The following is a 22,347-nucleotide window of genomic DNA, read 5'->3' as shown; positions in this document are numbered from 1 at the left end:
CTTTCCTCATCGGCAAGCTCGCCCGACGGCAGGCGCGGCGGGTGCCGTCAGTATTTCGAAGGCACGTACATCTCCGGCGGAATCGGTCCGCGGTGGTAGTCGGGGTTGCGGACGCGCGGCGGCAGCACCACGGGCACGCGGGCGACCTCCTGGTACGGCATCTGGCTGAGCAGATGCGCGATGCAGTTGAGGCGGGCGCGCTTCTTGTCGACGGCGTCGACGATCCACCATGGCGAGTCCGGCAGATGCGTGTGCTCCAGCATCGTCTCCTTGGCCTTGGTGTACGCCTCCCAGCGGCTGCGCGCCTCGACATCCATCGGGCTCAGCTTCCACTGCTTCAGCGGATCCCTGATGCGCATGCTGAAGCGGAACTGCTGCTCGTCGTCAGTGATCGAGAACCAGTATTTGACCAGGATGATGCCGGAGCGGATCAGCATCCGTTCGAACTCCGGCACCGTCTTGAAAAATTCCTGGTATTGCTCCTCGGAGCAGAAGCCCATCACGCGCTCGACGCCGGCGCGGTTGTACCAACTGCGGTCGAACAGCACGATCTCGCCGCCGGCGGGCAAATGCGAGACGTAGCGCTGGAAGTACCATTGCGTGCGCTCGCGCTCGCTCGGGGCGGGGAGCGCGGCGACACGGCAGATGCGGGGATTGAGACGCTGGGTGATACGCTTGATGACGCCGCCCTTGCCGGCGGAGTCGCGGCCCTCGAACAGCACCACGACCTTCTTCTTCTCGCTCTGCACCCAGTCCTGGAGCTTGACCAGTTCGCCCTGGAGGCGGAGCAATTCCCGGAAATAGAGCCTGCGATCTACCGTCGGGCGGAGCGCGTCCGTCTCGTCCAGCAGCTCGTCGAGCCTGCTGTCATCGAGCTCCATCTCCAGCTCTTCGTCGAGATCGTCGGTCATTTCCCGGATGATGCGCTCGCGTTTGGCCATTTCAGGGGTGCGGTCGGATGCGGTCATGGGTCCTTCTTTCGGCAGGGTGCCTGTCGCCCGTGACCATCGGCGGGGTTTATTGCGCCCATGTGACACCGGTTCCGAAATAGCCCGGCGGAGCCGTCAGACCGGCAGGGCGATCGAATATTTGACCTGGCTCAGCGCAAAGCTCGACTCGATCGAGGCAATGCCGTCGAGCCGGGTCAGCTTGGTCTTCAGGAAGGTCTCGTAGGAGGCGAGGTCGGCCGCCACCACGCGCAGGAGATAGTCGCGGTTGCCGGTCATCAGATAGCACTCCAGCACCTCGTCCCATTTCGAGATCGCGCGCGCGAAACGATTCAGATCCTCCTCCTTCTGCCGCGCCAGCTTGATCGAGATGAAGACGCTGACATGCAGCCCCAGCGCCTTCTGGTCGACGGTCGCGATGTAGCGGCTGATGACGCCGCGCTCCTCCAGCAGCTTGACCCGGCGATGGCAGGGCGACACCGAGAGCCCGACCTTGTCGGCCAGCTCCTGCATGGTCAGCCGGCTGTCGTTCTGGAGCAAAGCAAGGATTTTCCGGTCGATGGCGTCGAGGTCTGGCATTGGGATGAAACCTGTCTGAAGTGCTGATCCATTGGTAAAGTATCCCAATATTTGAGGGCATGGCGCGAAAAATTGAGAAGTTTGGCGCCGCCCGCAGGCGTATCATCGTCGGACCTGTTTCCGGGAGCCATTGTGATGCCCGTTGATACCGCCCGTCTGGACACGTTGACCGCGCTGGCCCGCAAGGCGCTGTGGCTGTCGTCATGGACCATCCATCACGCCAACCACATCCGCGCCAACGCGGACGGGCTCAAGGTCGGGGGCCATCAGGCCTCGTCCGCCTCGCTCGCCACCATCATGTCGGCGCTGTATTTTAGCGTCCTGCGCCCTGAGGATCGCGTCGCGGTGAAGCCGCATGCGAGCCCGGTGTTCCACGCCATCCAGTATCTGTTCGGCCGGCAGACGCGCGAGAAGCTGGAGAACTTTCGCGGGTTCAAGGGCGCGCAGTCCTATCCCTCGCGCACCAAGGATGTCGACGACGTCGATTTCTCCACCGGCTCCGTCGGCCTCGGTGTCGCGCAGACGCTGTTTGCCTCGCTGGTGCAGGACTACGTCAAGGCGCATGGCTGGATGAAGGATCGCCGCGAAGGGCGGATGATTGCCCTCGTCGGCGATGCCGAGATGGACGAGGGCAACATTTTCGAGGCGCTCGCCGAAGGCTGGAAGCACGGTCTGCGCAACACCTGGTGGGTGGTCGACTACAACAGGCAGTCGCTCGACGCCGTCGTGCGCGAGGGGCTCTGGGAAAAGTTCGAGACCATGTTCCGCAATTTCGGCTGGGACGTGGTGATCGTGAAATATGGCCGCCTGATGCGCGAGGCCTTTGCCGAGCCCGGCGGCGAGGCGCTTAAAGCTTGGATCGACAATTGCCCGAACGCGCTCTACGCGGCGCTGTGCTTCCAGGGCGGCGCCGCCTTCCGCAAGCATCTGCACGACGAGATCGGCGACCAGGGCCCGATCACCAAGCTGATCGACAGGCGCAGCGACGAGGAGCTGCTGGCGCTGATGTCGAACCTCGGCGGCCACGACATGGCGAGCATGCTGGAGGCGTTCGAGTCGATCGATCACGATCGCCCGGTCTGCTTCATCGCCTACACCATCAAGGGCGTCGGCCTGCCGTTCCAGGGCCACAAGGACAACCACGCCGGCCTGATGACGGTCGCGCAGATGGAGAAATATCGCGAGAGCCAGAACATCCGTCCGGGCCACGAATGGGACAAGTACGAAGGCCTCGCGCAGAACGCCGCCGAGCTCGACGCCTTCCTCGCGCGCGTGTCGTTCAACCAGGATGGCCGCCGGCTTACCGCGCCTGTTATCGAGGTGCCCCAGCAGCTGGCGTTCAAGCCGTCGACCCAGATGTCGACCCAGCAGGGCTTTGGCCTCGTGCTGAACGAGATCGCGCGCGGCGACAGCGAACTCGCACAGCGCATCGTCACGACCTCGCCCGACGTCACGGTCTCGACCAATCTCGGTCCGTGGGTGAACCGGCGCGGCCTGTTCGCGCGCGGCGAGAAGGCGGATTTATTCCGCAGCGAGAAAATTCCCTCCACGTTCAATTGGGACTTCTCGCCCAAGGGGCAGCATCTCGAGCTCGGCATCGCGGAGATGAACCTGTTCATCATGCTCTCGGCGCTGGGCCTGTCGCACCAGATCAACGGCGAGCGGCTCTTGCCGGTCGGCACCCTCTACGATCCCTTCATCGAGCGCGGCCTCGATGCATTGAACTACGCCTGCTACCAGGATGCGCGCTTCATGGTGGCGGCGACGCCTTCGGGCATCACGCTGGCGCCTGAAGGCGGTGCGCACCAGTCGATCGCGACGCCGTTGATCGGCATGGCGCAGGACGGGCTCGCCTCGTTCGAGCCGGCTTTCGTCGACGAACTCGCCGTGATCATGGCTTGGGGCTTCAATCACATGCAGCGCGATCCGGGCGAGGGCGGCTCGGTCTATTTGCGGCTCTCGACGCGCAGCATCGAGCAGGCGCAGCGGATCATGACGCCGGAGCTTGCGCAGGGCATCACCGACGGCGCCTATTGGCTGCGCAAGCCGGGGCCCAATGCCGAACTCGTGATCGCCTATACCGGCGCGGTCGCGCCCGAAGCGATCGAGGCGACCGGCTTCATCGGCGAGAGCCGCCGCGACATCGGCCTGCTCGCGATCACCTCGGCGGATCGTCTGCATGCGGGTTGGACCGCTGCGCGGAAATTGCGGCGCGATCGGCGGGGTGTGCAGCATCTCAGCCACATCGAAAAGCTGCTCGCGCCGCTGCCGCGCGACTGCGGCATCGTGACCGTGATCGACGGCCATCCCTCCGCGCTCGGCTGGCTCGGCAGCGTTCGCGGCCATCGCGTCGAGGCGCTCGGCGTCGAGCAGTTCGGCCAGACCGGCACCATCGCGGACCTCTACCGCCATTACGGCATCGATGCGAACGCCATCATCGATGCGGCGGAAAGCCTCACCACCGGCGCACCGGTGCTGCATCGGAAGATGGCGGTGTAGTTGAGGTAACTGCCCTGTCATTCCGGGGCGACGCGTAGCGTCGAGCCCGGAATCCATACTCCCGATCGTGGTTATGGATTCCGGGCCCGCGCCAAGTGGCGCGTCCCGGATTGACACCTGAGGGAGCCTTGCCTCGTTCCCGCCATCGGCTCATATATCCTCCGTCCGCCGCAACGCTGGCCCCGCATATGGCGGGTTCAATTGCCGGCGCTTTCGTGCAAGGATGCCTGCCGAAACGCCCCCTCCAAGCCCCCAAGAAGAGGTTAACGATGGTCAATCGCATGCAATTCTACATCGACGGCGCCTGGGTCGATCCCGCCGTCAAGAAGTCCACCGCCGTGGTCAATCCCGCGACGGAAGAGGCGATGTACGAGGTTGCGCTGGGCTCCAAGGCTGACGTCGACAAGGCCGTCACTGCTGCCAAGCGCGCCTTTGCAACTTTCTCCCAGACCAGCCGCGAGGAGCGCGTCGCGCTGCTCACGAAAGTCATCGAGGTCTACAAGGGCCGGCTCAAGGAGATCGGCGCCGCCGTCTCCGACGAGATGGGCGCGCCGCTGCCGATGGCGGAGAAGCTCCAGGCCGGCGCCGGCCTCGGCCACCTCATGACCACGCTCGACGTGCTCAAGGACTATCATTTCGAGGAACCGGTCGGCACCGCCATGGTGCTGCGCGAGCCGGTCGGCGTGGTCGGCATGATCACGCCCTGGAACTGGCCGCTCAACCAGATCGCCTGCAAGGTCGCGCCTGCGCTCGCCGCCGGCTGCACCATGATCCTGAAGCCGTCGGAGTTCACCCCGACCTCGGCTTTGATCTTCGCGGAAATCCTCCACGAAGCGGGTGTGCCGAAGGGCGTGTTCAACCTCGTCAACGGCCTCGGCCCCGAGGTCGGCGCCGCCATGAGCGAGCATCCTGATATCGACATGATCTCGTTCACCGGCTCGACCCGCGCCGGCATCGACGTGGCCAAGCGCGCCGCGCCGACCGTGAAGCGCGTCAGCCAGGAGCTCGGCGGCAAGTCGCCGAACGTCATCCTCGAAGGTGCCGACCTGACCAAGGCGGTGACCGGCGGCGTGATGCACATGTTCAACAACTCCGGCCAGTCCTGCAACGCACCCTCGCGCATGATCGTGCCGCTGTCGAAGATGAAGGAAGTCGCTGCGATCGCGAAGGCTGTCGCCGACAAGACCAAGGCCGGTGATCCCCGCGCTGAAGGCACTACCATTGGTCCGGTCGTCAACCGCGGCCAGTGGGACAAGATCCAGGGCCTCATCAAGAAGGGCATCGACGAGGGCGCAACGCTCGTCGCCGGCGGCCCGGGCCTGCCTGAGGGCGTCAACAAGGGCTTCTACGTCCGTCCGACCATCTTCGCCGACGTCACTCCCGACATGACGATCGCCCGTGAAGAGATCTTCGGACCGGTGCTGACCATCATCGGCGCCAAGGACGAGTCTGAGGCCGTGCACATCGCCAACGACACGCCGTATGGCCTTGCCGGCTACGTCTCGGGCGCCTCGGTGGAGGACGCCAAGCGCGTCGGCCGGCAGATCCGCGCCGGCAACGTCAACCTCCAGGGCGTGCCCAACGACCGCTCCGCGCCGTTCGGCGGCTACAAGCAGTCGGGCAACGGCCGCGAGTGGGGCAAGTACGGCCTCGAGGACTTCCTCGAAGTGAAGGCCGTTGCGGGCTTCAACGCGGCGTAAGTTTTTTCGCCTGAACGAACAAAGCGCCGGAGCGGGAGACCGCTCCGGCGTTTTTCGTTTTGTCGACGTGTCTGCAACGCGGGAATTCGTAGGCTGGGCAAAGGAGCGTAGCGACGTGCCCACCATTCCGCGACGAACAAGAAGCGGTGGGCACGCTTTCGCTTTGCCCACCCTACGAGACCGTCTCTGCGTAACGCCTATCCCCCGACCGCGCCTTGCGTGTTCACATACAGCGCGTAGATCGACTGGCTTGCCGCCATGAACAGGCGATTGCGCTTGACGCCGCCGAAGCAGAGATTGGCGCAGCGCTCAGGCAGCGCGATGCGGCCGATCATGACGCCGTCGGGCGCGAATACGACGACGCCGTCGAGCTCGGGATCGCCCATGCCCCAGCCGCACCAGAGATTGCCGTCGATGTCGCAGCGCATGCCGTCCGGTGTGCCCGGGCCGGCATCGATGTGGACGCGCTTGTTGGAGATCGTGGTGCCGTCAAGCGAGACGTCATAGGCGAGGATCTTTCGGTTCGGCACGCCGCGCGATTCCACGACATACAGAATCGTCTCGTCGGGCGAGAAGCACAGCCCGTTGGGGCCGAGCACGCCTTCGGCGACGATGGTCGCCTTGCCCGTTGCAGGATCGAGCCGATAGACGTTCGGCTCGATCTCGGGCTCGGCCTTGTAACCCTCGTAATTGCCGAGCAGGCCGAAGGTCGGATCGGTGAACCAGATCGATCCGTCGGACTTCACCACGACGTCGTTCGGCGAGTTCAGCCGCTTGCCGCCGAACGAGTCCATCAGCACGGTGATGCTGCCGTCATATTCGGTGCGCACCACGCGGCGGCCGCCATGCTCGCAGGTGACGAGCCGGCCCTGACGATCCCTGGTGTTGCCGTTGGCGAAATTCGAGGGCTTTCGGAAAACCGAGACGGTTCCGGTTTCCTCCTCCCACTTGATGATGCGCTGGTTCGGGATGTCGCTGCAGAGCAGATACCGCCCGTCGCCGAACCACACCGGACCCTCGGCCCAGCGCAGGCCGGTCGCCAGCCGCTCCACCGCCGACAGCTTCAGCCAGTATTTTTCGAAGCGGGGGTCCAGTGCTTTTATCGCCGGATCGGGGTAATAGGTCGCCGGCCGCCAGCCTTGAGTGTGGGACGATGCATCGTTCATGTGCAGGTCTCTTTGTTGCGTTCCCTCTGTCCAAGTCTGCTAGCATCAGTTATCTACGGCCGCAAATCGGTCACCACAGGCGAGGGAAGACATGCCGCGTATTTTGATGACGGGAGCTTCGGGCGGAATCGGCACGAGCCTGCGAAAGCTGCTGCCGCCGATCTATCCGGATCTCCTGCTCTCCGACATCAAGCCGCCAGCCGATCTCGGCGCGAACGAACAATTCAAGGCGGCGGATCTCGCCGATCTCGCGCAGTGCGAGGCGATCTGCGAGGGCGTCGACGGCATCATCCATTTCGGCGGCTATTCGGTCGAAGGCACCTGGGACCAAATCCTCCAGGCCAACATCATCGGCGGCTACAATCTGTTCGAGGCCGCCTACCGCAAGGGCGTCAAGCGCGTGGTGTTCGCCTCGTCCAACCACGCCGTCGGCTTCTATCCCCGCCACCACAACATCGGGACCGACGTCACCCCGCGCCCCGACGGCCGTTATGGCGTCAGCAAGGTGTTCGGCGAGGCCGTCGGCGCGCTCTACGCCGACAAGCATGGCCTGAAGGTGACCTGCCTGCGCATCGGCAATTTCGGCGACATGCCGCTCGACCAGCGCCGGCTCTCGATCTGGCTGAAGCCCGACGACCTCGTGCAGCTCTGCCGCATCGGGCTCGAACATCCCGACATCCATTTCGAGGTCTTCTACGGCGCCTCCCTCAACGAGCGCGCCTGGTGGGACAACCACCGCGCCTACGAATTCGGCTATCGCCCGACGGGGCGCGCCGAGGATTTCCGCGAGCACGCGATGGCCGAGCAGGCCAAGCTGAAGCCGGATCCGGTCGGCGACCACTACCAGGGCGGCGCGTTCTGCAGCAATGAGTTCGACGGCGATGCGAGCCGCATCATTGATTGGAGTAAGCGCTGAAATGCCATGCCCCCTCTCTACAGTCATGAGGTGAGGGGGCCTCTCCGCGGCACTCGCGCCGGCATGCAGCCTAGTCCATGCCTTCATCGGGAATGTTCAAGACGGTGCCACAAGCTTTGCAATGCACCGCGTCGACATCGTGGCGCTGCAGGGCGCAAACCGGACAGGGGAAGCGTACCTTGGAGGGCGCGAGCAGTGCCTTGGCGAGATTCAGGAAAAGGGTCACGCCAAAGATCATGATGACGACGGTGATCAGGCGGCCGACGGTCCCGGGCAAGGTGATGTCGCCGAAGCCGGTCGTGGTCAGTGCGGTGACCGTGAAGTAGAGCGCGTCGGCATAGTTGGCGATCTGATGATTGTGAGACTTCTGCGTCTCGTAGACGATCCCGGTCATCACGAAAATAAACACGCCGAGGTTCACGACGGCAAAAACAACTTCCTCGTTTCGCGCGGAAGAAGGGGCTGTCGACCCGGAGGCGCGCTACCATCTGGTAGTCGCGCAGCAGCCGCAATGTTCGAAATGCGCGCAAGAAGCCGCCGGCCTCTCCGGCGAGCGGCGCAAGGAACGAGATGATGACGACGATGTCGGTCCAGGTCGAAAGCCGCGCCAGGTCGTGCAGCGGCTGACGGCTGATGATCATCCGTGCGGCGAAGTCCGCAAGGATCAGGACGCCGAACACGACATCGAGCGACTCGACGGCCCTGTTGCGAGGCAGGAACGAGGTCGCGATGATGAACAGAACCGTGACGACGTCCAGCGCAAGCAGGGCGTATCGGAATTTTATGCAGCCGAACGTGTCGCCTTCGTAAAGTTGCCGGATCCTGCCCTTCAGGGCCTCAAATGGGACGGCGACGACGTCGAGCGGCCCATGTCCCTTCGTACTGTTGCGATAAAATGCCATGGTCAGCGACCGCCGCGCCTATCTCGGTAGCCTACGCTTCCGAAGGATCGAGCATTTCGCCAATCTTGTTGACGGCGACATTGATCGACATGCCCAAATAGTCGCCGGGATCGCCGAACCACGAGCCAGTCAGCGGCACGGCCTGGCCCGGATGCCGCGCAATGGCCACCGGAATGAGGTCGAATCCGGCGCTCAGACTGTTGGTTGGATCGTAATCCAGCCAGCCGGCACCGGGCAGGAATACCTGCACCCATGCGTGGGTCGCGCCGGAGCCGGTCATGCCCACGGCACCGCCATCGAGCGCCGCATCATAGAGATAACCGCTGACGAAGCGAGCGGCGAAGCCGAGCCGGCGCAACGTCTCGATCATCAGCCAGGCGAAGTCCCGGCAAGTGCCCGATTTCGTGCGCAGCGTTTCGCCGGGTGACTGTGTGCCTTCGGCATCTCTGCCGCGATAGTTGAAGTCGCTGCGAAACTTGCCGAGCATTCGGCGCAGCACGTCGGCGGTCCGATCCTGATCGCCGGCAACGAAGCTCTTGGTCCACGCCGCATGGCTGCCGTCTGCATCGTCGGCATGCGGGCGCAGGTAACCGGCAAGGTCGGTCCATTCGTCCGGGGTGTACTGCACGGGGACCTCCTCGGCCCGGGGCTCCAGCGGAAATGTCTCCAGACCCTTGATGCCGAAATAGACGCCACGAACCCTAAACGTGAATGTCAGCTCGCTGCCGGGTTCGCTGAAGTCCATCACCGTGACGGCATTGGAGCGGGAGTCGGTGACCCAATGCACCTTTGACGGCAGGCTGGTAGCAGCGGACCAGCGAAGCAGCCGGGTCGCGGCGCCGCGCCGCGGCAGGAACATCGCCCGGTGCGTGCCGAACGTCACCGGCTTTGCATAGCGGTAGGTCGTGGTGTGCGTGATCTCGCCAATGATCGCCATGCATTGATCCGCTTCGCGTTGCGGAGCGCATTGAGCGCCTTCCCGCGCAAGAGAGAGCAGGCGCCAGCTTTCGGCCCGGCCGCTTCCACCCATTGATCTAGATCAACGTCGTTCCCGGGATCGTCTGGCCCATCAAGCGATCACGCATTCCTTCAGACGTTGATGTGCAAACCGACCGAATGGAGCGATGGACATGGGTATCCTTTGGACGATCATCATTGGATTTATCGTCGGCGTGGTCGCGAAATTCATCATGCCCGGTGACAAGTCCGAGCCCACGGGGTTCATCCTGACGACGGTCTTGGGAATCGTCGGCGCGTTCGTCGCGACCTGGCTCGGTCAAGCCGTGGGCTGGTATCATTTCGGAGAGGCCGCCGGCTTCATCGGCAGCGTGGTCGGAGCCATCATCCTCCTCTTCCTGTACGGCCTTGTCATGGGTCGTCAGGGGCGCGCTTGAAAATCACGCTATCAGCCGTCGCGATGCTCGCGATGATCGTCTCAGAGCCGGCGCGAGCCGGAGCGCTCAGCGACGCCGAGGCGACGTTCCTCGACCAGCTCGTCACCGCATCCGTGGTGCTGGAGCAGCGATGCGACGGTTACGAGGTCGATGGCGCCGGCGGCGTTCAGCTCGGCGCGCGGCTTCTCGGCAGCCCTGAGGCGGCGATGGCCATGATCGACGCCTATGCTGCGGCCATCAAGGCCCGCGACGGCGAGACCTACGATCCCGGTAAATTCCGCCCCGAGGTGTCCGACGCGGCCGGCAAAACGTTCAGGCGCGTCCGGGCGGACTTGATCAAGAACCCGAAAGGAGCCTGCGCCGACTACGGCGATGCCAGCGTGGATCGTGGCCTGCTGAGGCGATACTAAACGGGAACAAGCTCTGATTGAGAATGGCCTGTCACTCGCGCTATGCTATCGTCTGCTCCGGGACGTGCATTTCCCGTCCCAGGCAACAAGAACAGGGAGGATGGCTATGAAGACGTTAGCGATGTCAGCGTTGATCCTTGCTACCTTGTCGGTCGCGCCGGTGAGCGCCGCACCGATCGGCTCCGCGGCTCACCTGAACCCAAACCAAGGTCCCGGATGCTCGCTCTCCGGCGCCGCGGTTGCGAATTGCAAGAACGTCCTCAACTTCAAGTCTTACTACGAGTGCCGCAGTAACCGCATGGAGCGAGGTTGGACTGGCGTTGAGAGCGGCTACTACTGCCGGGCTCTCGACCTCAAATAAGAGCGCGGGTCAGTTCAGAATTTTGGGAGGCCGCCTGCGTTGGCGGCCTCTTCTACCGCGATGAGTGTCAGGCACGCATCCCGATCGCCGGACGAAATGGCGGACCGTCCCAAGGCTGCGGTGCGGCGGCATAGCGGTCGAAGCGCATTGTGTGGCTGGCGAGCCCCTGGCTCATCACGCGGAGGCTGTTCGCATAGCCGAACATCGCTATGAGCGGTACCGTCGCATCGATCGCGACCGTGTCTTCGTCGACGACCCTGGAGTGGGCGGTCCCACGCCGCGATGTCAGGTCGTCAACGATCGATTGCGCGAACGGCGTCGGTGTCACCACTTCGACCTTCATGATCGGCTCAAGCAAGACCGATTCCGCCGTTTGCAGCGCCCTGCGGAACGCGGCATTAGCCGCGATCTCGAAGGCGAGCGGTGAAGAATCGACGTCGTGATACTTGCCGTCGATCAGCTGGACCCTGACGTTCACCACCGGAAAGCCCGCAATCACGCCGCAGGCCAGTACGCTTTCGAGCCCTTTCTCGATCCCGGGCATATATTTGTTCGGTAGCGCATCCACACCAATGTTGCGTTCAAGCTGGTATCCCTCGCCAAGCTCATTCGGCTCGATGGCAAGCTTGACGGCGGCAAACTCCCCCTTAGGCCCGTAGATCTTTTTGTGAGTGTATTCCGCTTCCGCACGTTTGGTCGGATGCTCAAGAAATGCCACCTGCAGGGCACCAATATTGACGGCTATTCCAGAGGTCCGGTTGAGGGCGTCGATCGCGCTCTCGATGTGGTTTTCGTTCGTTCCCTTCAGGATGATCTGAGCGGAGTCTTGATCAACCGACACGGCGAGCGCTCCGTCCTTGGCGGTGAGCTTCAAGAGCGCAGCAACGAGCTTCTCATGATCGGCCCTGGACTTCGCTTCGATGGCGACGTCAACAAGCAGGGGTGGCGTGCTCACATCATGCGGCATTGTAAGACCTGTAGCGTTGCCTTGGTCTAGCGTCAGCTCTCCTCACCCGCAATCCGCGCCAGATAATCCGACTTGCTGAACTGCATGTGATCCACGCACAGCTGCGCCAGCGCCCAGCTGTCGCGGCCCTTCAACAGCTCGATCATCAGCTCGTGCTGGCGCCGCGATTGCGCCAACCCCTCGCGGTCGGCGAGGTTCTTGGCGCGCATCGGCAGCGTCAGGTTCATGTAGTCCTGGAGCGAGCGCACCAGATAGGGATTGCCGCAGGCCGAGAACAGCGCGAGGTGGAAGGCGTCGTTGGCCTCGTGAATGCCGCGCAAATCCTGCACATCTGCCTTCGCGCAATATTGCCGCTGCAGCCCAGTCAGCTCGTCGATCAGGTCTTGCGGCGCGGGCAGGGGGATCATCAGCGCGGCCTGCCGCGTCAGCATCTCGCGGACCTCGTAGATCTGCCGGACTTCCTCGGCCGAGTAGAACCGCACGGTGGCGCCGACGTTCTTCTCGCGGCGGACGATGCCGCGGCGCTCGGCATCGACCAAGGCCTGCCGCACGAAGTGCCGGGAGGTGCCGTAGCGCGACATCAGCGCGTCTTCGGTGAGGCGCGCGCCCGGCGGCAGGCGGCCGAAGATGATGTCCTCTTCCAGCCGCGCGACGACATCGTCCGGATCGTCGCGCCGGACCAGCATGGCGTCTGCGGTGCGGATGTCGGACATGCCCTCAGCCTCCGGCTCATGCCGGTCCGCCTTGTGGAGCAGGGAGAACCCGGATTGTCAATAATTTGTGTCGGATGGCGGTGTATGGGGCAGAAAGCGCGACGATCTGGCCCAATCTTATTGACAATCAGGGGGCAGGCTGTAGCACAATGGCAAGCGAGAAGGAGCGGTATGATGACGAGTGGTTTGCGCAAAGGGCTGACGAGCTATGGCGATGCCGGCTTCTCGCTGTTCCTGCGCAAGGCGTTCATCAAGGCCATGGGCTATTCCGACGACGCGCTGGAGCGCCCGATCGTCGGCATCACCAACACCTATAGCGACTACAATCCCTGCCACGGCAACGTCCCGCAGATCATCGAGGCCGCCAAGCGCGGCGTGATGCTGTCGGGCGCGATGCCGTTCGTGTTTCCGACCATCTCGATCGCCGAGAGCTTTGCGCATCCGACCTCGATGTATCTGCGCAACCTGATGGCGATGGACACCGAGGAGATGATCCGCGCGCAGCCGATGGATTCGGTGATCGTGATCGGCGGCTGCGACAAGACCCTTCCCGCGCAGGTCATGGCCGCAATCAGCGCCGACCTGCCGACGGTGGTCATTCCCGTCGGTCCCATGGTGGTCGGCCATCACAAGGGCGAGGTGCTCGGCGCCTGCACCGATTGCCGCCGTCTCTGGGGCAAATATCGCGCCGGCGAAATCGACGATGTCGAGATCGAAGCGGTCAATGGCCGCCTCGCGCCGTCGGTCGGCACCTGCATGGTGATGGGCACGGCCTCGACCATGGCCTGCATGATCGAAGCCATGGGCCTGTCGCTGCCGATGAGCGCGACGATTCCCGCGCCGCACGCCGAACGCTTTCGCCTGGCCGAAGCGAGCGGCAGGGTTGCCGCCGAGATGGCCAAGACCAAGGGGCCGAAGCCGAGCGAATTGCTGACGCCGGCGTCTTTCAAGAATGCGCAGGTCGTGCTCCAGGCGATCGGCGGCTCGACCAACGGCCTGATCCATTTGACGGCAATGGCGCACCGCTCGCCCCACCGCCTCGATCTCGAGGTGTTCGACCAGATTGGCCGCGAAGTGCCGGTGCTGGTCGACCTCAAGCCGTCGGGCGAACACTACATGGAGCATTTCCACCACGCCGGTGGCGTGCCGAAATTGCTGGCGCAGCTCGGCGATCTCGTCGATCTCGACGCGAAGACCATCAGCGGCCAGACGCTGCGCGATGTCGTCGCGAATGCGGAGGACGTGCCGGGCCAGGATGCGATCCGTCCGCGCGACAATCCGATCAAGAAGGAAGGCGGCCTTGCCGTCCTGCACGGCAACCTCGCCCCGCGCGGTGCCGTCATCAAGCAGTCGGCCGCGAGCCCCAAGCTGTTGCAGCACACCGGGCGTGCGGTGGTGTTCGAATCCGTCGAGGACATGACCTTGCGGGTCGACCATCCCGATCTCGACGTGAACTCCGACGACGTGCTGGTGCTGCGCAACGCCGGCCCTAAGGGCGCGCCCGGCATGCCCGAGGCGGGTTATCTGCCGATCCCGAAGAAGCTCGCGCGCGGCGGCACCAAGGATATGGTGCGCATTTCGGATGCGCGCATGAGCGGCACCGCGTTCGGCACCATCGTGCTTCACATCACGCCGGAATCCGCTGTCGGCGGACCGCTCGCGCTGGTAAAGAACGGCGACATGATCCGGCTGGATGTTGCCAAGCGCAGCATCGAGCTGCTGGTCGATGCCGCCGAGCTGGAGCGTCGGCGCGCCGCATTGAAGCCGGCCGCAGCACCCGATGAGGCGCGGCGCGGCTACGCCTGGCTGTTCAACGAGACCATCATGCAGGCCGACGAGGGCTGCGACTTCGATTTCATGCAGAGGACTGGGAAGCAGACTGAGAAGGGGTGACGAACCACCCGAACGAGCGCTCAGACCGCACAAGCGGCGGGCGATAAAACAGGGGGAAACGATGATTGCACGATCCATGCGTGGGTTGGTGGCCATGGCCGCCGTACTTTTCGTCACCGGGGCCGGGGCACAGGAGGTGAAGCATTATCGCTTTGCCTACGATCAGCCGCGCAACACCGGCTATTCCATCGCGGGCGACCTCTTTGCCGACAAGCTCAAGGAATTGAGCAAGGGCACCATGATCATCGACCAGTATCCGGGTGCGCAGCTCGGGCAGGAGCCGCAGGTGCTCCAGCTCGTGAAGGCCGGCGACATCGAATTCGCCATCATCTCCTCGGCCAACACCGCGACGATCTCGCCGCAGGCCGGCGTGATGTCGCTGCACTTCCTGTTCCGCGACGAGAACCACGTGGTCAAGGGGCTGGCCGATCCCCGCGTGTTCGAAGCCCTCAAGACCATGATCGACGAGACCACGCAGGGCCTGCACGTGATCGCGACGGGCTCGCAGGGTGTACGCCACATGTACTCCAAGAAGGAGATCCACAATGTCGGCGACATCAAGGGGCTGAAGATCCGCGTCCAGGCGACCGCGACAGAGGACATGATGTTCCCGGCCTACGGCGCCCAGACCGTGCATATGCCGTTCGGCAGCGTCTATACGAGCTTGCAAACCGGCGTCGTCGACGTCGCCGAGAACAGCATCAACGTCTACCTCGTCAACAAGCACTACGAGGTCGCCCCGGTCCTCAACATCACCGAGCACGAGGCCAACAACGCGCTGGTGTTCGTCTCCGACAAGCTCTGGCAGAGCCTGTCGGCGGAGCAGAAGGGGTGGGTGCAGGCGGCGGCCAACGAGGTCAGCACGAAAGAGCCGCAGAAGGCGTTCGACCTCGAGCGCACCGCGGCCGACAAGCTGAAGAAGATGGGCGTGAAGATCGTCGACAACGTCGACAAGAAGAGCTTCACGGTGATCGCCGATCCCTATCTCGACAAGCTCGCCAAGGAGCTCGGCCCGCATGCCGAGAAGATCAAGAATTTGATCCGGTCGGTGAACTAGCCCGCCTGTGGCCATCCTTCGAGACGCCCGCCTATGGCGGGCCCTCAGGATGAGGTCGTGCTTTCCGGCGAGATTTTAGACCCTCATGGTGAGGAGCCCGCCAAAGCGGGCGTCTCGAACCATGCAGGCCGAGCACGTTCGGCAGCTTCCCAGCTGTCACATGCGATAGCTCCGGGACGAAGGGGAAATTGAATGGCCGTCGCCGACAAACTGCTCGTTCAACGCCAGCGTCACCTCAAGTGGCGCTGGCTCGACTGGCTCGAGCTTGCGCTGATGATCCTTTGCGGCGTGCTCTGCTTCGGCTTCTCGCTGTCGGTCACCGCCGACATCGTCACACGCACCATCGGCCACCCCTGGCTGTGGCTCCAGGAAGTCACCTCGACGCTGTTCATCTATGCGATCTTCGTCGGGACCGCGGTCGCGACCCGACGCAACGATCACCTCTATCTCACCGCGATCTCCGAAGCGATGCACGGCACGGCGCGGCTGATCGTCGAAGTGATCATTCGTCTCGTCGTGCTCGGCGTCGCCTTCTGCCTGATTTGGTACGGCTATCAGAACTATCTTCGCGGCTTCGGCAGCTTTCGCTTGCCGTCGGGCACCCCGATCGCCTCGCTCTATGCGATCATCCCGCTGTCTGGCGTGCTGATCGGCCTGTTCACCATCGAGCAGCTCGTCAACGGCTTGCGCAACGGCTTTGACCATCACGAGCCGCCCGAAGAGGACGGAGCGCCCGTCATCACGGACGTGCAGATGAGGGCGCAGCCGTGAGCGCACCTGTTGTCCTGGCGTTGATGTCGATCTGCTTCCTGTCGTTCGGCTATCTCGGCGTGCCCGTGCCGTTCTCGCTGATGGCCGGCGTCTTCATCGGTGCGATCCTGTCGGATGTCTCGCTGGCCGCGATCATCCAGAAGATATTTGACGGCGTGGACTCCGAGGCGTTGCTGGCGATCCCGTTCTTTCTGCTGGTCGGCGAGCTCATGAGCTCGGCCAACGTGGTGGTACGAATAGCCAACCTGTCAGTATCGCTGGTCGGGCACATCAGGGGCGGGCTGTCGCAGGTCGTCGTCGTCTTCAGCATGTTCTTCTCGGAAATGTCGGGCTCGACCACCGCCGACGTCGCCGTGATGAGCCGTGCGCTGGGCGGCCCGATGAAGCGCGAGGGCTACGAGCCCGCCTTCATCGCCGCGATCATCGCGTCTGCCTCGACCATCGCGGCGCTGGTGCCGCCGAGCATCACGGCGGTGGTCTATGGCGCCGTCGGCAACGTCTCGATCGCCGGCCTGTTCATGGCGGGCGTGGTGCCTGGGCTGATGATCGGCTTCGGGTTGATGATCTATTGCTACTTCTTCGGCCCTTCCGGCCTGCGCAAGCCGCGCGCGCCGCTGCGGCAGGTGGTGTTCGCCGCGGGTGACGCCGCCCTGCCGCTGATGATCCCTGTCATTTTGCTCGGCGGCATCCTCACCGGCTGGTTCACGCCGACGGAAGCCGGCGTCGTTGCGGTGGTCTGGATTGTCGTCGTCGTGATCCCCGCGCTGAACCGCGGGCATATCAAAAAGATCCCATACGATTTCTGCCTTGCAGGCCTGATCTTCTCGCTGCCGCTGATCACCATCGGCGCCGCCAATGCCTTCGGCTGGATGCTCGCTTACTTACGCGGTGCGAGTTACATCGCCGACATGATCACCTCGATTGCCGGCAACGATCCGCATCTGATCATGCTGCTGATGGTGCTGCTCTTCACCGTGGTCGGTGACTTCATCGAGCCGGTGCCGACCATCATCATCTTCATGCCGCTGGTCAACGCGCTGACCGAGGCCGGCGACATCAACGCCGTGCATATGGGCGTGGTGCTGATCGCCACGCTCGCCTTTGGCCTGATCACGCCGCCATACGGCCTGGTGCTGCTGATGGCCTCGAAATTCGTCGGCATCAGTTTTGCCAAGGCCTTACGCGCCGCCTTGCCGATCTATGTGGTGTTCCTGGCCACGATCGCGTTCGCGATCTATTTCCCGAGCGTGGTGCTGTGGCTGCCGCAGAAAGTGCTGCCGGAATCGGTCGGCTGCTTCAAGTCGCCGGCGGGGACAGGCTACATCTGTCCTAAGTGACGAGCTGCTCGACGCGCCATTGCTCGCCTTCACGGAGGTAGCGAAACGGCGTGCCGTGGCTGTTCTTGAAATAGCTGCCGGCGAGCGATTTCGCCATTCCCTGCATCACCGCGTCGTGGCAGACGAACAGGAAGTCGTCGTCAGGATGACGGTCGAGCCATGCGGAGACGCAAGCCAGCGACCGATCGGTCATGGCGTCCCAGTTTTCGCCGTCGGCGGGCAGGATCGAGACGAGGCCCGTCGCTGAGTTGACGCCGTGCTTGATCATGAGGTCGCGGACAGGGAGGCCCTCAAAGCTTCCGAAATCGAACTCGATGATGCCGTCGTCGATCGAGAGCGGCGCCGAAATGGCGTCCGCGATGATCTTGGCCGTTCGCGCCGCGCGCACCAGCGGGCTCGCGACGATGCGGCTGATGCCGGTACCGCGCAACATGTCCGCGGCCTCGTGCGCCTGCGCAAGGCCGTCCGCGTTCAGCGGGTTGTCGGTTCGTCCCTGAAACAGCCCCTGCCTGTTCCAGTCGGTCGCGCCGTGGCGCAGGCCGCAGAACGAGCGCGCCTGTGCCGGCGCGCTCACTTGCCTTTGCTCGTGAATTTTTTCACGGCGACGCGGAAATCCTCCGTGTTCATCGCCATGATGATTTTCTGCTCCTCGGCATCGAGCTGCTGCTTCACCGGTGTGGTCCCGGCCTGGTAGACCAGCGACTTGGTGCCGGCGATCGCCGCCGGCGGATTCTGCGCCAGGCGCTCGGCGAGTTTTCGCGTGGCCGCCTTCAGCTCCGCGGCGGGGACGACCTTCGCAACCAGGCCCCATTCATAGGCCTGCTGCGCGGTAAAACTGTCCTCCGACAGGAAGATCTGGAGCGCACGTCGCGATCCGACCGTACCGACGATCCCGACCGTCGAGCCGCCGTCCGGCGACACCCCGATCTTGGCATAGGCCGGCGTGAACTTGGCATCCTCCGCGGCGATGCAGAGATCGGTGACGAAGGCGAGGCCCATGCCGGCGCCGGCTGCCGAGCCGTGCACGCTGGACAGCGAGATCTTCGGCATGCGCCGGATGATCTCGATGAAGGCATGATAATGCTTCAGCAGCTCGCCGACGACCGGCGTGACCGTGCCGGTTTCGGCCGCAGCGCCGATCGTCTGCAGATCGCCGCCGGCTGAGAAGGCGCGGCCTTCTCCTTCGAGCACGACGACCCTGATGTCGTCGGCGCCTTCGAGATAGGCCGCGAGCTGTTCGAGCTTCTGCGCAATTGCAAGGTTGATCGAGTTGAACGCGGCGGGGCGGTTGAGCGTGATGGTTGCGATCGGGCCGTCGATCCGCAGCAGGGCGGGATCGTCGGGTTTTGAGACGGGAGCTGGCATCTGGAATATCCCCGGCATGAGGTCGTTGCTGCAACTAAATCGCAGAAGGTCGGGGGGGACAATCCCCGCATGCCGCTCTTGCGCAGGACGGAATGATGGGCTCAAATGGGGCCGCCTTCGTTTAGGAACGGACACGAGCGCCGGCTCCTCCTGGGCAAGCCAAGCCAATATCAGCGAGAGAGGAGACGACATGGGTGACGCTCGTGTCTCCGGAAATGGGCTGTTCCAATGACGGGTGGTCCGGTGATCATTGTCGGTGCCGGCCATGGCGGCTACCAGGTCGCGGCATCCCTGCGTCAGGCGGGCTTTTCCGACCGCGTCTGCCTGATCAACGACGAGGCGCATCTGCCCTATCAGCGGCCGCCGCTGTCCAAGGCCTATATCAAGGGCTCGGCCGGGCCGGAGAGCCTGATGTTCCGGCCGGAGAAATTCTACCAGGATCAGAAGATCGAGCTGATTGGGGGCCGCGCGGTGTCGATCGATCGCGCCGGCCACAAGGTGCATCTCGCATCCGGCGAGACGCTGCCTTACGGCCACCTCGTGCTGGCCACGGGCGCGCGCAACCGGCTGCTTGATTTGCCGAATGCGAATTTGCCCGACGTGAAATATCTGCGCATCCTCGACGACAGCGAGGCGCTGCGACAGATCATGCCGTCGAAGTCGCGTGTCGTGGTGATCGGCGCCGGCTTCATCGGCCTCGAATTCGCGGCCACCGCGCGGATCAAGGGCCTCGAGGTGGACGTGCTCGAACTCGCCCCGCGCGTGATGGCGCGCGCGGTGACGGCGGAGGTCTCGGAGTATTTTCAGGCGCGGCATCGCGAGGCCGGCATCCGCATTCACCTCGGTGTGCAGGCAACCTCGATCGAGGCTGAGGGCGGCAAGGTCACCGGCGTTTCCTTGAGCGACGGAAGGCATCTGCCGGCCGACCTCGTCGTGGTCGGTGTCGGCGTGCTGCCGAACATCGAGCTTGCGGCGGAGGCGGGGCTTGCCGTCGCCGCCGGCATCATCGTCGACGAATATCTCTCGACGTCCGATCCTGACATCTCCGCGATCGGCGACTGCGCGCTGTTCGCCAGTCCGCGCTTCGGCGGATCGCAGCGGCTGGAATCGGTGCAGAACGCCACCGATCACGCCCGCTGCCTCGCGGCGCGGCTGACCGGCGACCGCAAGGCCTACGACAGTCACCCCTGGTTCTGGAGCGACCAGGGCGACGACAAGCTCCAGATGGCGGGGCTGACCACCGGCTACGACCGCGTCGTGCTGCGCGGCGATCCCGCGAAGAAAGCGTTCTCGGCGTTCTGCTACAAGGGCGACAGACTGCTCGGCATCGAGTCGGTCAACCGTGCCGGCGACCACATGTTCGGCCGCCGCCTGTTCGGCCTGGAGCGCTCGATCACGCCGGAGCAGGCCGCGGATGAAGGCTTCGACCTGAAGAGCGCGCTGGCCTGATCTTTTCCCTCGGCCTGCTCTCGGGGCGAGGTGAAGAAGTCGCCGCGCTCTACAAGACCGCGGCGACTTCCGCTGCCGTCGGCATCGACGGCCCGGCGCCCATCCGCTGCACGCTGATCGAGGCGGCCGCGTTGGCGAAGGCGAGCGCGGTACGCAGGGACACGCCCTCCGCCAGCTGCGCCGCAAGTGCGCCGACGAAGCAATCGCCCGCGCCGGTGGTGTCGACCGCCTTCACCGCGCGGCCGGACACCGCGAATTCCTTGCGGCCGGCGAGCGCGAGCACGCCCCGCTTGCCGAGCGTCACGCAGATGATCTGGTCCTCGCGTGCCTGCAGTTGTCGCGCGACGTCGATGATTGTTGCGGCCTCGTCGCCGTCGGAGAGCTCCACGCCTGCGAGGAAGCCGAGCTCGGTCTCGTTCAGCACGAGGATGTCGACGAGCGCCAGCAGCTCGGCGGACATCGTTTGCGCCGGTGCGGGGTTGAGCAGCGTCGTGGCGCCGGCGCTACGGGCGCGTTGGAAGAAGGCGGCAATCGTCGGCAGCGGAATCTCGAACTGGCTGACGGCCACATCGCCCTTCGCCAGCGGCGCATCCGCGACGTCATCCGCACTGACCAGCGCATTGCTGCCGGGGATGACGACAATGGTATTGTCAGATTCTGCGACGGTGATGATGGCGGTGCCGCTATGCGTGTCGGCGTCGCGGACGGAGCCGAGATCGATGCCCTGGGCGCCGAGGAATGCCCGGAGCTCGGCCCCGAACGAATCCTTTCCGAGCCGCCCGATCAGCGTGGTTTTCACGCCGAGCCGTGACGCCGCGACTGCCTGGTTCGCGCCCTTGCCGCCAGGAAAATACAGCACCTGCCGGCCGGCGACGGTCTCGCCGACTTTGGGGTGGCGATCGGCGGTCGCCACCACATCCATGTTGATGCTGCCGGCGATAAAGACGCGCCCCATGATATGCCCTTACAAAACCCTAGACCCTGACTTCGAACTCGTGCCTGACTTTGGCGATGTCCACAAGGGTCGGCAGCCCGGCCTCGTTGCCGAGGCGCTGGATCTTGAAGGTCGAGGCGGCGCGGGCAAAATCAAAGTGTTCGCGCCAGCTTTTGCCGGGATGGGCGAGGTAGGAATAGACATAGGCGCCGTGGAAGACGTCGCCGGCGCCGTTGGTGTCGATCACGCGCTCGCGCGGGATCGGCATCGCCGGCATGACCTCGACCGCACCCGTCTCATTGTACCAGAGCAGGCCCTTCTCACCCATGGTGACGCCGCCGATCTTGCAGCCGCGGCTCTTGAGGTAGTCGAGCATCTTCTCGGGCGTCAGGTCCATCTGCTCACACAGGCGTTCGGCGACGATGGCGACGTCGATGAATGCGAGCAGCTCATGCGTGTTGGTGCGCAGGCCGCCGCCGTCGAGCGAGGTCAGGATTCCGGCCTCGCGGCAGACCTTTGCATAGTGGATCGCGGCATCGGGCTGATGGCCGTCGATGTGCAGGGCGCGACAGCCACCGAGATTGAGCATCGGGAACGGATGGATGTGCTCGTCATCGCGGCAGCGGACGATGGCGCGCTTACCGTCCTTGGGCATGATGAAGGACAGCGAGGACTGGTTCACCTTCCGCCCGTGCAGCGAGATCGCGTATTTCGCGCACATGTCCTGGAACATCCGCCCCAGCCAGTCATTGGCCGCCGTGGCGATGAGGTCGGGCACGATGCCGAGCTTGGCGCAGCAGAACGCCGCCGTCACCGCGTTGCCGCCGAAGGAGACCGCGTAGTCCGTTGCCACGTGCTTTTCGTCGCCGGTCGGCATGTGGTCGGTGATGAAGACGACGTCGATATAGGTCTGACCGATAAAGAGAGCCTGCATTGGTTGTCCGTGATGCGCTGGGTGGTCCCGGCCGGCGAGCTTACTCTAACACC

General features: G+C 64.1%; 21 protein-coding genes and 1 pseudogene. 11 read left to right on the top strand and 11 right to left on the bottom strand.

The window, feature by feature from the left end; genetic code table 11:
• Positions 1–47: 47 nt before the first annotated feature.
• Both ppk2 and ACVJ5M_RS36275 read right to left on the bottom strand, forming a co-directional pair.
• Positions 48–968 carry a polyphosphate kinase 2 gene (gene ppk2, locus ACVJ5M_RS36280; RefSeq protein WP_166089860.1) on the bottom strand — a complete coding sequence of 307 codons (921 nt, stop codon included), beginning with the start codon at positions 966–968 and terminating at the stop codon, positions 48–50.
• A 96-nt stretch (positions 969–1,064) separates the two neighbouring features.
• Positions 1,065–1,526 (bottom strand): Lrp/AsnC family transcriptional regulator, encoded by a 462-nt coding sequence (locus tag ACVJ5M_RS36275; protein WP_014497003.1) that lies wholly within the window; start codon positions 1,524–1,526, stop codon positions 1,065–1,067.
• Positions 1,527–1,661: 135 nt separating this feature from the next.
• Between ACVJ5M_RS36275 and ACVJ5M_RS36270 the strand changes: the two genes are divergently transcribed.
• Both ACVJ5M_RS36270 and ACVJ5M_RS36265 read left to right on the top strand, forming a co-directional pair.
• Positions 1,662–4,025, top strand: coding sequence for a transketolase (locus tag ACVJ5M_RS36270; protein WP_063984786.1), 2,364 nt, complete (start codon positions 1,662–1,664; stop codon positions 4,023–4,025).
• Positions 4,026–4,294: 269 nt separating this feature from the next.
• Positions 4,295–5,725, top strand: a complete 1,431-nt coding sequence (locus tag ACVJ5M_RS36265; RefSeq protein WP_063984785.1) for an aldehyde dehydrogenase family protein — start codon at positions 4,295–4,297, stop codon at positions 5,723–5,725.
• A 197-nt stretch (positions 5,726–5,922) separates the two neighbouring features.
• On the opposite strand, the gene ACVJ5M_RS36260 is transcribed toward ACVJ5M_RS36265, so the two are convergent.
• A complete protein-coding gene (locus ACVJ5M_RS36260; protein WP_063984784.1) occupies positions 5,923–6,891 on the bottom strand; it encodes an SMP-30/gluconolactonase/LRE family protein in 969 nt (322 codons plus the stop codon).
• Positions 6,892–6,982: 91 nt separating this feature from the next.
• Between ACVJ5M_RS36260 and ACVJ5M_RS36255 the strand changes: the two genes are divergently transcribed.
• On the top strand, positions 6,983–7,807 hold the full coding sequence (locus ACVJ5M_RS36255) for an NAD-dependent epimerase/dehydratase family protein (protein WP_063984783.1): 825 nt from the start codon (positions 6,983–6,985) through the stop codon (positions 7,805–7,807).
• A gap of 70 nt (positions 7,808–7,877) precedes the next feature.
• Here ACVJ5M_RS36255 and ACVJ5M_RS36250 read toward each other — a convergent pair.
• Positions 7,878–8,709, bottom strand: a pseudogene (locus ACVJ5M_RS36250) (potassium channel family protein).
• Positions 8,710–8,740: 31 nt separating this feature from the next.
• Positions 8,741–9,646: a transglutaminase family protein gene (locus ACVJ5M_RS36245; RefSeq protein ID WP_063984782.1), complete on the bottom strand. Its 906-nt coding sequence runs from the start codon at positions 9,644–9,646 to the stop codon at positions 8,741–8,743.
• A 193-nt stretch (positions 9,647–9,839) separates the two neighbouring features.
• Here ACVJ5M_RS36245 and ACVJ5M_RS36240 point away from each other — a divergent pair, with 193 nt between their 5' ends.
• The 3 genes from ACVJ5M_RS36240 to ACVJ5M_RS36230 all read left to right on the top strand — a co-directional run bounded on the left by ACVJ5M_RS36240 (position 9,840) and on the right by ACVJ5M_RS36230 (position 10,874).
• On the top strand, positions 9,840–10,103 hold the full coding sequence (locus tag ACVJ5M_RS36240; protein ID WP_063986569.1) for a GlsB/YeaQ/YmgE family stress response membrane protein: 264 nt from the start codon (positions 9,840–9,842) through the stop codon (positions 10,101–10,103).
• 23 nt (positions 10,104–10,126) lie between these two features.
• Positions 10,127–10,513 (top strand): hypothetical protein, encoded by a 387-nt coding sequence (locus ACVJ5M_RS36235; RefSeq protein ID WP_371496045.1) that lies wholly within the window; start codon positions 10,127–10,129, stop codon positions 10,511–10,513.
• Between the two features lie 106 nt (positions 10,514–10,619).
• Entirely contained in the window at positions 10,620–10,874 is a 255-nt protein-coding gene (locus tag ACVJ5M_RS36230; protein ID WP_283018526.1) for a hypothetical protein, read from the top strand.
• A 67-nt stretch (positions 10,875–10,941) separates the two neighbouring features.
• Here the strand turns inward: ACVJ5M_RS36230 and ACVJ5M_RS36225 are convergent, their stop codons facing one another.
• Together ACVJ5M_RS36225 and ACVJ5M_RS36220 are read right to left on the bottom strand one after the other, a co-directional pair.
• Entirely contained in the window at positions 10,942–11,841 is a 900-nt protein-coding gene (locus ACVJ5M_RS36225; protein ID WP_063984779.1) for a translation factor GTPase family protein, read from the bottom strand.
• Between the two features lie 32 nt (positions 11,842–11,873).
• Positions 11,874–12,554 (bottom strand): GntR family transcriptional regulator, encoded by a 681-nt coding sequence (locus tag ACVJ5M_RS36220; protein ID WP_063984778.1) that lies wholly within the window; start codon positions 12,552–12,554, stop codon positions 11,874–11,876.
• A gap of 174 nt (positions 12,555–12,728) precedes the next feature.
• On the opposite strand from ACVJ5M_RS36220, the gene ACVJ5M_RS36215 reads away from it, so the two are divergent.
• The 4 genes from ACVJ5M_RS36215 (at position 12,729) to ACVJ5M_RS36200 (ending at position 17,612) form a co-directional block, all read left to right on the top strand.
• Positions 12,729–14,447: an IlvD/Edd family dehydratase gene (locus ACVJ5M_RS36215; RefSeq protein ID WP_063986568.1), complete on the top strand. Its 1,719-nt coding sequence runs from the start codon at positions 12,729–12,731 to the stop codon at positions 14,445–14,447.
• Positions 14,448–14,508: 61 nt separating this feature from the next.
• Positions 14,509–15,504 (top strand): TRAP transporter substrate-binding protein, encoded by a 996-nt coding sequence (locus tag ACVJ5M_RS36210; protein ID WP_063984777.1) that lies wholly within the window; start codon positions 14,509–14,511, stop codon positions 15,502–15,504.
• Between the two features lie 192 nt (positions 15,505–15,696).
• Positions 15,697–16,275, top strand: coding sequence for a TRAP transporter small permease (locus ACVJ5M_RS36205; protein WP_063984776.1), 579 nt, complete (start codon positions 15,697–15,699; stop codon positions 16,273–16,275).
• On the top strand, positions 16,272–17,612 hold the full coding sequence (locus tag ACVJ5M_RS36200; RefSeq protein ID WP_063984775.1) for a TRAP transporter large permease: 1,341 nt from the start codon (positions 16,272–16,274) through the stop codon (positions 17,610–17,612). The genes ACVJ5M_RS36205 and ACVJ5M_RS36200 overlap by 4 nt, the downstream gene beginning before the upstream one ends.
• Here the strand turns inward: ACVJ5M_RS36200 and ACVJ5M_RS36195 are convergent.
• Together ACVJ5M_RS36195 and ACVJ5M_RS36190 are read right to left on the bottom strand one after the other, a co-directional pair.
• Positions 17,605–18,186 carry a histidine phosphatase family protein gene (locus ACVJ5M_RS36195; RefSeq protein ID WP_354099392.1) on the bottom strand — a complete coding sequence of 194 codons (582 nt, stop codon included), beginning with the start codon at positions 18,184–18,186 and terminating at the stop codon, positions 17,605–17,607. The genes ACVJ5M_RS36200 and ACVJ5M_RS36195 overlap by 8 nt on opposite strands.
• On the bottom strand, positions 18,183–18,977 hold the full coding sequence (locus ACVJ5M_RS36190; RefSeq protein ID WP_063986567.1) for an enoyl-CoA hydratase/isomerase family protein: 795 nt from the start codon (positions 18,975–18,977) through the stop codon (positions 18,183–18,185). The genes ACVJ5M_RS36195 and ACVJ5M_RS36190 overlap by 4 nt, the downstream gene beginning before the upstream one ends.
• A 228-nt stretch (positions 18,978–19,205) precedes the next feature.
• On the opposite strand from ACVJ5M_RS36190, the gene ACVJ5M_RS36185 reads away from it, so the two are divergent.
• Positions 19,206–20,426 (top strand): NAD(P)/FAD-dependent oxidoreductase, encoded by a 1,221-nt coding sequence (locus tag ACVJ5M_RS36185; protein WP_063984773.1) that lies wholly within the window; start codon positions 19,206–19,208, stop codon positions 20,424–20,426.
• Positions 20,427–20,475: 49 nt separating this feature from the next.
• On the opposite strand, the gene ACVJ5M_RS36180 is transcribed toward ACVJ5M_RS36185, so the two are convergent.
• Together ACVJ5M_RS36180 and ACVJ5M_RS36175 are read right to left on the bottom strand one after the other, a co-directional pair.
• Positions 20,476–21,381, bottom strand: coding sequence for a ribokinase (locus ACVJ5M_RS36180; protein ID WP_063984772.1), 906 nt, complete (start codon positions 21,379–21,381; stop codon positions 20,476–20,478).
• Between the two features lie 19 nt (positions 21,382–21,400).
• Positions 21,401–22,294, bottom strand: coding sequence for a sugar kinase (locus ACVJ5M_RS36175; RefSeq protein WP_014496984.1), 894 nt, complete (start codon positions 22,292–22,294; stop codon positions 21,401–21,403).
• Positions 22,295–22,347: the final 53 nt, after the last annotated feature.

The organism is Bradyrhizobium sp. S3.7.6, assembly GCF_054061875.1.
This window is presented reverse-complemented; position numbering and strand designations above follow the sequence as displayed.